Origin of the sequence: Bradyrhizobium yuanmingense (genome assembly GCF_029167105.1) — a bacterium.
Lineage (GTDB): Bacteria > Pseudomonadota > Alphaproteobacteria > Rhizobiales > Xanthobacteraceae > Bradyrhizobium > Bradyrhizobium yuanmingense_A.
The window spans coordinates 111,283-120,603 of record NZ_JARFML010000027.1 but is presented as its reverse complement, the minus strand read 5'-3'; the positions used below and the strand labels follow the sequence as shown (position 1 = coordinate 120,603).

The following is a 9,321-nucleotide window of genomic DNA, read 5'->3' as shown; positions in this document are numbered from 1 at the left end:
CCCCCAGCCACCTCCTCTTCGATCTCATGGTCATGGCCATGCGGGCGTGCGTCATGGCTTGCAAGTTCGGCCTCACGCTGTTCATTGCCCGCTATCTCGGCCTGTCGCCGCTGGGTCTCTATGGCCTCGTCGCCGGCGCGATCGCAGCCGTTCCGATCGTGGTCAACCTTGGTATGAACCACCTGGTGATGCGCGACGCCGTCACGGCCTCCACCAGCGAAATGATCGACAACATGCGCCACTATTGGTGCTTCGTGGCCTTTGCGTACACTGTTCTGCTGACGGTTGCGACGCTGGTTACCGTCCTCCTCGGCATGCCGCCTCTCTGGATCCTCATCGGCGCCGTGATCATGTTCGAGCATATTGGCAACGACATTTTCTACCTGCTTTCCAACCTGCAGCGTCACGTCTGGGCAAACGCCATCGGCTTCATCCGCGGCGCCGCCTGGATCCTGATCTATATTCCGCTCGCTATTTGGGATCCCGGCCTCAGATCGCTTCCATATCTGTTCGGCTTCTGGTTGGTGGGAGGCGTTGCTTCGGTGGGGCTGTTTGCTTTCCTCAGCCGGTCGTGGCCATGGCTGGCATCTTTCTCCCAGCCGCTCAGACTTTCGATGATCACCGGCGCGATCCAGAAGTCGTTCCTCATTCTGCTGAGCGACCTCGGATTTATTACGAGCCAATATATCGACCGCTACATGATCACACTGTTCCTGGGCTCGAGGATCGCAGGCATCTACTTCCTCTTCTGGACGGTCGGCAGTTCTACCACCACGTTCCTGGCTCTCGTCCTTCAACAAAAGCAGCGCCCATCACTGATCAGTGCATATCGGACCAGCGGCCCCTCAGCGCACCGCCAGCTGGCCTGGCGCTTTCTGCAGACAACCGCACTCGCGACTGCTGCGCTGAGCACGGCGATCGGATTTGCTTTCCAGGTGCTCCTGCCATGGATCGATCAACCTGCGCTCGCCACCCAGTGGTCGGCATTCTGGTTGATCGTAGCTGGACTGGCGGTACGCCATATGGCCGATTTCGGCGCCCTAGCCTTGTTTACAGCGCATCTAGACCGTCTGACAACCGTCACGAACCTGGCCTCGGTGGGCATTCTGGTCGTCGCACAACTGGCGCTGCTGCCACTCGGCGGACTCCACGGCGCCGGAGCAGCAATCCTGCTGACGTCCCTTATCATGGTACTATGGCGCTACTGGCTGCTGTTCGGCTTCCCGATCTCGAACGCCTATTCTCGCCGAGTGGGCGCCTGATTGAGCCTCAGGGCACTCTCAGGGGTCCAAGGTCGGCGACGGAAGCGGAGGCATCAGGTCATCGCGCGTGATGGGCACTCCCATCGCCGCGATCGACGTCGCATTCAGTGGCCTCCCTCACGCGATCGCGCCAGGAGGCCAGCTCATGAATTGGCATTGGTCCGTTATCCATCCAATCAAGCTGCAGACCTTTCGCAAGCGCTCGGTTCGCCTCCTGCTTGAACAGCCCCGGTTGCTGCTATCGCCAGCCGCTTCGATATCTGCGCCGGCGAGTGACATGGGAAATGCTTCAAAAGTATCCGCGATGAAAATGTCCGTCCGCGATTGTGTGGCCAGATCAGTCCGCCCCAACGCAGATCACTCCGATGGCGAACGAAACGCGGCTCGCTCCAACTGTTCTGATAATATCTGAACCGCTCTTGCACGGGACGGGCGAGCCACGCGGCAGGACTCTCCTCGTAGCTCTTCAAGTCGGCATCCGTGAAATAGAAGTTCATTGTCGCCGAAAGGACGAAGCCATAGCTTTGGGGCACGTCGCCGAGGAACTGCGGCGGATCATCGATGAAGAATTCATCAGAATCGAGCCTGCACCACCAGTCTCCCGGTGACGCCACGTGCCGACGCGTTTCAAATATTTCTCCCCGGAGCTCATCGGTAAACGTCCGATCGTCATGGCCGACAAGCTCGATCCTGGGATGGCAATTCGCGAGTTCCTGAAGCGTCTCCCAGGTGCCATCGACACTTCCATTGTCGAAGACGAAGATCCGATCGCTTCAGTCGAGAGCCGCTTTCAGCGTCTCCCCGACGATGTCATTCTCGTCTCGAACGCAACAGATGCTGAATATCTTCATGTCGGGGCTTACCCTTGGTACCGGTGACGGCTACCGACGCCTCAAATGGCAGCACTCGCTTGGCGTCACCGCATTCACCCCTTTAGTCGGGGCGATCGTGCGCCAAGTCCGACGCTGTTTTCGTCGTAGTCGGCCCGTCCGGCAGGATGCAGCTCCTTCACCCCATCTCCTCTTTGAGCAGCGATCAGCAGGTTCTTGATAGGATCGTACTCCTCAATGCCGGCGGCCGATCTCGACACCGGACGATGCATGGTGCCTCTGGCAAGCTCGGGACCGAAGATGCCGCCCAAGCCGAGCAGAACTCCGCCGGCGAGGGCCAATGCGACCAGCTGCGAGACTTGCGGGAAGACAGGCGCTATCGGCGTTACCGCCTTCTGCACCACTCTGACGCTGGAAAGCTGGCTCTTCTTGGCGACCTCTGAGCTGATCTGCTCTTCGAGAATGCGCGTTGCATATTGTGCAGCGGCCGCCGAGGCGGTCGCCAGAACCCGCTTCAACCTGCCGTATTCCGCCTCTTTCGCAGAGAGCGATGCCAGCTCCTTGTTCACCTTCTCGAGCTCGATGCCGAGCTGATGCAGGAGCTCCATCTGACCGTTGAGTTCGGAATTCAGCTTCATCAACGCTGCCATGTTGTCCTGATAAACCTTGATCAGGAGCAATGGCGGCTGCTCCTCAAACTGCTCCGGCGGCTTCGCGACCGGATCAAGGCTCTTGCGGCCATCTTGGCCTCCGAGCGTGGTGACCATGCGACTCACGGCCTTGTTCTGCGCGACGGGCCGCAGTATCGCCAATTGGTCGACGACCGACAGCTTCTGTCCCTTCTTGTCCTCGATCGCTCCACGCGTCGTGGCGATCAGCGCCGACAGATCGCTGGCACGCCTGAGCAGCAGCTGCCGCTGTTCGTCGACGGCATAGATGGAGGCCTCGACGGAGAAACGCTTCAGATCCGCAGCTGCAATCTCGGCGTCCTCCTCCAGCCGCTTCGTTTGTTGCTGGAAGAACTCCTGCGCACCCGGCATCTGAACGTCGAGGCCTTGTATGGCGACCAACGTGTTCGCCAGCTCGTTCAGATAGCTCGCAGCGACCACCGGATTCCTGTGGCGAAACGTGATCTTCAACAGATCGGAGCGCCCCTCCTGCTTCGCAGTCACGCGATCACGCAAGCTGAGAATAGCCTCCTGGTTACGCTCGATATCTTCCTCCGTTTCGTCGACGGGCTTCGCCGGCGCCTTCGGCTCCCCGGACTCGTTGGCGAACATGTCGCGAAGGTCGATCTCCCTGCCCCATGCCATGAATTTGGCCAAAAGCGTGGGGTTTGAATCGGACGATAATCTCTCGTACCCGACGTTCTTCGCCGCCTCCAGGATGACCAGATCGATCTTGGCGATCCGCGACAGCGATTCCATCCGGCTTTGGAGGTCGACGCCCTCCCCGAACGGCGAGGCCCCCGCATTGCTGGATGATCGTTCCTTGATCCCTTGCCCCGCACGAAGCAGCACATATGCCTCGTAGCGCTCTCCAACGGCCGCGTAGTAAAGAAAGGCCGCGCCGGACGTCAGCAACAGGCACAGATAAATCACCCATTGCCGCCGCCATAACAGACCGAATGTTCTGGCGAATGAACTGCTCGTGTCATGTTCCACGGCCGACTCCACTTCTTTTGGCATCTCAGCGTCCAACGAAGCGTCCGGGCAGGTATTGACGGCCGTCAACTCACACCTGGCAATTCCCCGACATCTTGGCCGACAGGTCGGTCCCCAGCGGGTCGCGCCCGTTGGGAGCGGCGCCGCGGAACCGAAAGCTCAGAAGTGCGGAGTACGGCTGCCGTGAACGATCTAGCTCTGGGAAGAGAGGGAGCACCGCACCTCGCTTCCGGTTCTACGACCATGCAGGGCCGCTTCTTCGTGGTGACCTGCTTGGGCCTCGTGTTCCTGAATTTCCTGACCTTTCTCTATCATTTCACCGGGTCGACGATATTCAACGTCCTGAGCAACTCGACCAGCCTGCTTTTGATCCTGTGGTCTGCGCGCCACGTCCTTATCACCAACGAGAGAAGCTACTTTTACACCCTCCTGTTGGTGCTTGCCTGCATTTTCACGGGCGCGAGCTACCTCGCGAACTTCGGCGCCTTCGAGCTATCCGATGGATTGAAGCTCGTCTCGATCTACTCGTTCTACGTCGCCGGCCGCGGCATGGCCGAGCCGATGCACCCGGCCGAAAAGCGTTGCGTCTACCTGCTTGCGGCATTGCCGCTGCTGTTCAAGGCCATCGGCCAGACTCAGGTCTACATCGGCGTCGAGTATCCCGACGTATTTTCCTACTTCCCGAACACGAATACGGCGGCGTTGTATTTCTCGGCCTTGTTCTTTGTCCTGTCTCCCTGGTTCGGAAACAGGGTTTTGATCGGCCAGTTCATAAACGCCGCCGTCATGAACCGCGTTGGGCCTGCTCTTGCAACCATCATCTCGATCGGCCTCTGGTCCTTCTTTCCCTTGCGGCCGCAAGTCTTCGTAGTGATCATCTTGTTGGCTTGCGCCAGCGTGGTCGCCCACGCCGTTGGCGCGCTCGATCGACTGATAACCGGCTTGAATGCCATCGCGCTCATCTGGGACCTCGACCCCGGTACTGTCGCCCGGATGACGACGAAGCAGCTGATCGAATTGACCGGGTCGACGGACGTGTCGGCGTTCTTCCGCATCACCCACTGGACCAACATCTGGCAGATATATTCGTCGCGGGGACTCGGCGGAATATTGTTCGGATACGGCGCGATGCAGACCGGCATCCTGACCGTCTTGCCGCTACCGCCGCACAATGACTACCTGCGCGTCCTGGCGGAGTACGGACTTCTGAACTTCCTGGTCTTCGTCGTCTTCGTCTTCAGCATCGTCTTTTCGCTGAAGGACCGGGCGGCGAAGACGATGTACACCGTGCTTCTCATCTACTTCCTGTCCGAAAACCTCATCGACAATTTCACCTCGATGACGCTGTTCTTTTCTTATGCAGGCCGGTTTACGTCACCAAAATGGCCGGCACGCGATCCGTCCAGCGCGTGAGCGGGAAGTACGGTCGATGGACTTCTCACTTTCCGAGCTCATCAGGCAGAACACTCCTGGGAATAGTGAAGGCTTTCCCGCAGGCGTGCCTCCGAGCTACAATTGGTATCAGGGCTGGAATGACGGCGGGCTTTGGTCGCCGCCTGCGGATTTCACCGCGGTCCAAGGCTGGGGACAGGTCTATCCGAAGGTGGGGGCACCACCCTACTCAAATCCGGACGCGAAGGTCGAGGTCGCCAACGCCAAGACCTACGTTCGCATCAAACAGGCCGGCGAATGGACGTTGGTCCAGGACCAGTCGCGAACGCAGTTGACCGGGGGACATTTTGTCCCGGACTTCGTCGGCAATGTTGCCATTCCCATGAAGGCCACACCGCTGGCCGGCGCGACCATCGCCTTTGATGTGCCTCCGGCTGGCTACAACAACCACTTCTGGTACAAGGCGCGCGGAACATACGCGGCCGACACTGTGGACGCCGTCTACGTTCAGATGGAGATGAGGGTTACCGATCCGAACCTAAGTCTCGTCGCCATGGTCGGCGCCGACTGGTGGCGCGACGCGCAAGCGCCCTATCTCGACGATCACAGCAACAATCCAGCTGTTGGAGTCAGCAACTGGGTTGAGCTTTCGACCCAATGGAAGACGATCGGCCATTACTCCATGAGCACTGATGGTTTCCGCGTGAACCCAGCCCCGCCGCTGCGCGATCTAATGCGAGAGACGCCGCCCGCGCTCCCCTCGAACCCAGTGCGGCACGGCGAAAATCTCATCCAGAACGGACAGGGTGAGACTGTCTCCACCTCCAGAGCGAAGCATACTGCCGCGAACGGAACCGAGTGGTCCTCTCCAGCGGAACAGACCCGGCAGCCCTCGATCGACTCCAGTTCACGCTCCATGCTCGCCGAGCCAGCCACGACGGTCCATACGTTGTCGAGCGACTGCCTTTTGGCATTCGCCCTGACACTGGGAGCACTGGCCCGAATCCCCTGGAGCAATGTGCCAGGCCGCAAACGAACAAACCGGACATGACGGCATGATGGCCAAATGGCGGAAGGTGCCTGCCCTTCGAGTAACCTCCGATGACATGCTGCGTCTGGACCTGCTGCGGTACGTCGCCTCCATCGGCATCGTGGCTGCCCTTCCGGGCGTTCCCTTCCGTCATGATTGGCATCTGTCTGTTCTACTTTCGCCGGCAGCGTTTCGAATTCCCGCACCGCAGTCGCACGACACTTAAGTCGCAGGTTCATTCTTGACGATCGTCAAGTCTGCAGCACCTCCGACCCCTAGGATCGAGACGTTCAACTGGTTAAGGGGTGGCCTATGTCTGACACCCGCCATTTCGTCCCGTTCCGCTCGCCGACTGATGCTGCCGCGCGTTTGATTCATGTCCTCGAGCAATCCGTCTCGGCTTGGCTGCTGCCACTCGGCCTCATTGGAATGATCGCGATCTCTCCGAGGAGTGCCGATGCGGCGAGTGGGAGACCGGACGCCATCACGTCCGTGAGTCTCGCCTCGAGTGTCATCGAACAGAACAGCATCGGATACAGCCAGGCATATCCAGCCGGCGTCCCGAAGACATGGTCCTGGTGCAACGGCGCATCCAAGCCCGAGAACGGCGAACCTCCCGCCGACTTCACCGCCGTCACGGGAATGGCGTCGATATTTCCAAAATTTGGCGCGGCCACACCGGACAAGAACGGCAAGATCCTCGTCGCCAATGGAAAGACCTATGTGCGCCTCCGCGCCACGAAGGAGTGGATCCTGGTACAGGATCAGACCGAGGACGAGATCGTCGGAGGCCATTTTGACGCAATGGTTCCCAAGAACGCTGCGCTCCCAATGAAGGTCGAGGTTCAAAAGGATGGAAGCACCCTTGTCGACGGCCCTCCACCCGGCCGCAACGACCTGGTATGGCTCGAGAGACGCGGCAGCTTCGCCGCCGGAGCTGTCGATTCCGTTTACGTCCAGATCGACATGAAGACGACGGACCCCGAGATGAAGGTGGTCGCCAACGTGGGGGCCGACTGGTGGCGTTCTTCGGACTCGCCGCACAACGGCGCCAACAATCGAGGAGCTGGCAACAGCAACTGGGTCGAACTCTCCGCAGACTGGACCACGCTCCACTTCTTTTCGGGCAGCACCGCACAGTTCGTCGCAGATCCGCCTCCTCCCCTGGCCGAGGCTCCGCTTCCCGCCTCAGCAACGGGCGCGCGGCGCACGACAGCTGCAGCATCGCCGTGCCTGAGGACCTTGGCGCCGCGATAGCACCGGCCTTCTCTCACCGTTCATGCTCGCACGCTTTGGTCGTTGAATTGTCGCCAGCCTCGGAAGCCACCTTTCTTTCGTAAGTGCATTGCCGAAGTACAATTTCTGGGATGAAGCCTTTCATGTCGTTGACCACCTACGGTTCGAAGCACTCATCCTCGATGTCGACGAGGCGCGGCATCGCGCTGCAGAGACCGTTTCAGCTGGTCATCATGGCTGGCGACTTCCTGCTCATCCTGCTCAGTTACGCCATCGCAAGCCTAATTCACCGCAAGTTCTTTCCAGCGCTGGCCGAGCGAGACGTTTCGTTCGGCGTCGCGTTTCTCGTCGCAACAGCATTCGTGGCGATCGCCCTTTTCAGAGGCTGTTACGATCGGCACAATCTCGTCAATTCGAGCTGGCAATTGCGCATGGCTTCATCGGTGTGGCTTCTGTCACTCGCGATTCTGGTATTTTCCGCTTTCCTGCTCAGATCGACGGCCGAGTTATCCCGCATCACCATCGTTCTTTTTGCGGTGGTCGGCCTTGTCGGTTTGTGGGCGCATCGCGCGATCTGGCGCCTTGCCCTGAGCTCTTCTTTCGCGCGCAGACATTCCGTCAAAAAAAGAGTCGTGCTGATCAGCGGTGAGCCGCTTGACTTTACTTCAACGCGCTTCAAGGATTTGCGCAGGAACGGCTTTCAGGTAGTGCGTCACTTCCTGCTGGACGCTGCGCTTAAGTCCGACGACGCTGCCATGGAGCGCGAGCTGACGACCATCATTCGAAGCTCGCGCGCGGCAGGCGCCGACGAATTTCTCCTGGCCTTCAATTGGAACGACCTACCGCTGTTTCGACATCTGTGCCGATGTCTGCGCCGGGTGCCGAATCCGGTTCGCCTGCTGCCGGATTCTGAGATCGCCGACCTTGTATCGCGGCCATTCGCGCCCATGGGCGGATCCGTCGCGATCGAAATCCAGCGAGCGCCTCTGTCCGTCACCGAGCGAGCCGTGAAACGCGTCCTCGATATTGGACTTGCCTCGGTCGGCCTTTTGTTCCTCGCACCTTTGCTGATCATAACGGCGCTTCTGATCAAACTCGATTCGCCTGGCACCATCATCTTCCGTCAGACACGCCGCGGCTTCAATGGTGAGCTGTTCGACATATGGAAGTTCCGCAGTATGACGGTTTCGGAGAATGGCTCCGAGATCAAGCAGGCAAGCAAGCGGGATGCGCGGGTCACCAGGATCGGGCGGATCTTGCGCAAGACCAGCATCGACGAGCTACCTCAGCTGTGGAACGTACTACGCGGAGAAATGTCGCTGGTGGGTCCGCGGCCTCACGCTCTCGCGCATGACAACTACTACGACCAGATGATCGGCGATTATGCTTGTCGTCGTCACGTCAAACCCGGTCTCACCGGCTGGGCTCAGGTCAACGGCTTCCGCGGCGAGACGCCGACCATCGATTCAATGAAGAAGCGCATCGAATACGACGTATGGTATGTGAGCAATTGGAGCATCTGGCTGGACTTTCGCATCATGATGCGGACTGCGGTAGCACTCTCGGGCCACGACGTCTATTGAGCCACCCTTCCTTGCAATCATCTCGTTATTGCACCAGTTCACCGGCCTGCGCGCGCAGTGGTTTGATCTGAGCCATTCGCGCTGAGAGGCCCGCGCGGCGGGCATTCCTTGCCGCTCGAAAGCTCGTCGCACCTCGTCCCAGTGCCTTGCCTTTTCGCCGAGCACGATGTTTGCGAGCAATGCGTCATCCACATACAACGGTGTCGGAATGACAAGCCCCCGACCAAACGCGCGATACTCCAAACCTTTTGCCATTCGTCCGCCCGAGGCACAGAAATTCCCGATCTCGTAAGCCGCTATTCCGACCATCGCCTCTTTCAAGTC

General features: G+C 59.5%; 7 protein-coding genes. 5 read left to right on the top strand and 2 right to left on the bottom strand.

Annotated features, from left to right (window positions below):
* On the top strand, positions 1-1,262 hold a 1,262-nt coding region (locus P0R31_RS29355), incomplete at its 5' end, for a lipopolysaccharide biosynthesis protein (protein ID WP_275517907.1).
* A 176-nt stretch (positions 1,263-1,438) separates the two neighbouring features.
* Here P0R31_RS29355 and P0R31_RS41125 read toward each other — a convergent pair.
* Together P0R31_RS41125 and P0R31_RS29345 are read right to left on the bottom strand one after the other, a co-directional pair.
* Positions 1,439-2,026 carry a glycosyltransferase family 2 protein gene (locus tag P0R31_RS41125; RefSeq protein ID WP_430516874.1) on the bottom strand — a complete coding sequence of 196 codons (588 nt, stop codon included), beginning with the start codon at positions 2,024-2,026 and terminating at the stop codon, positions 1,439-1,441.
* A gap of 161 nt (positions 2,027-2,187) precedes the next feature.
* Complete coding sequence (locus tag P0R31_RS29345; protein ID WP_275517905.1) at positions 2,188-3,792, bottom strand: GNVR domain-containing protein; 1,605 nt, start codon at positions 3,790-3,792, stop codon at positions 2,188-2,190.
* Here P0R31_RS29345 and P0R31_RS29340 point away from each other — a divergent pair.
* The 4 genes from P0R31_RS29340 to P0R31_RS29325 all read left to right on the top strand — a co-directional run bounded on the left by P0R31_RS29340 (position 3,748) and on the right by P0R31_RS29325 (position 8,997).
* On the top strand, positions 3,748-5,169 hold the full coding sequence (locus P0R31_RS29340) for an O-antigen ligase family protein (protein WP_275517904.1): 1,422 nt from the start codon (positions 3,748-3,750) through the stop codon (positions 5,167-5,169). The genes P0R31_RS29345 and P0R31_RS29340 overlap by 45 nt on opposite strands.
* A gap of 16 nt (positions 5,170-5,185) precedes the next feature.
* Positions 5,186-6,199 carry a hypothetical protein gene (locus tag P0R31_RS29335; RefSeq protein ID WP_275517903.1) on the top strand — a complete coding sequence of 338 codons (1,014 nt, stop codon included), beginning with the start codon at positions 5,186-5,188 and terminating at the stop codon, positions 6,197-6,199.
* 291 nt (positions 6,200-6,490) lie between these two features.
* Entirely contained in the window at positions 6,491-7,435 is a 945-nt protein-coding gene (locus P0R31_RS29330) for a hypothetical protein (protein WP_275517902.1), read from the top strand.
* A 122-nt stretch (positions 7,436-7,557) separates the two neighbouring features.
* Positions 7,558-8,997 carry an undecaprenyl-phosphate glucose phosphotransferase gene (locus P0R31_RS29325; protein WP_275507857.1) on the top strand — a complete coding sequence of 480 codons (1,440 nt, stop codon included), beginning with the start codon at positions 7,558-7,560 and terminating at the stop codon, positions 8,995-8,997.
* The last annotated feature ends 324 nt before the right edge of the window (positions 8,998-9,321 follow it).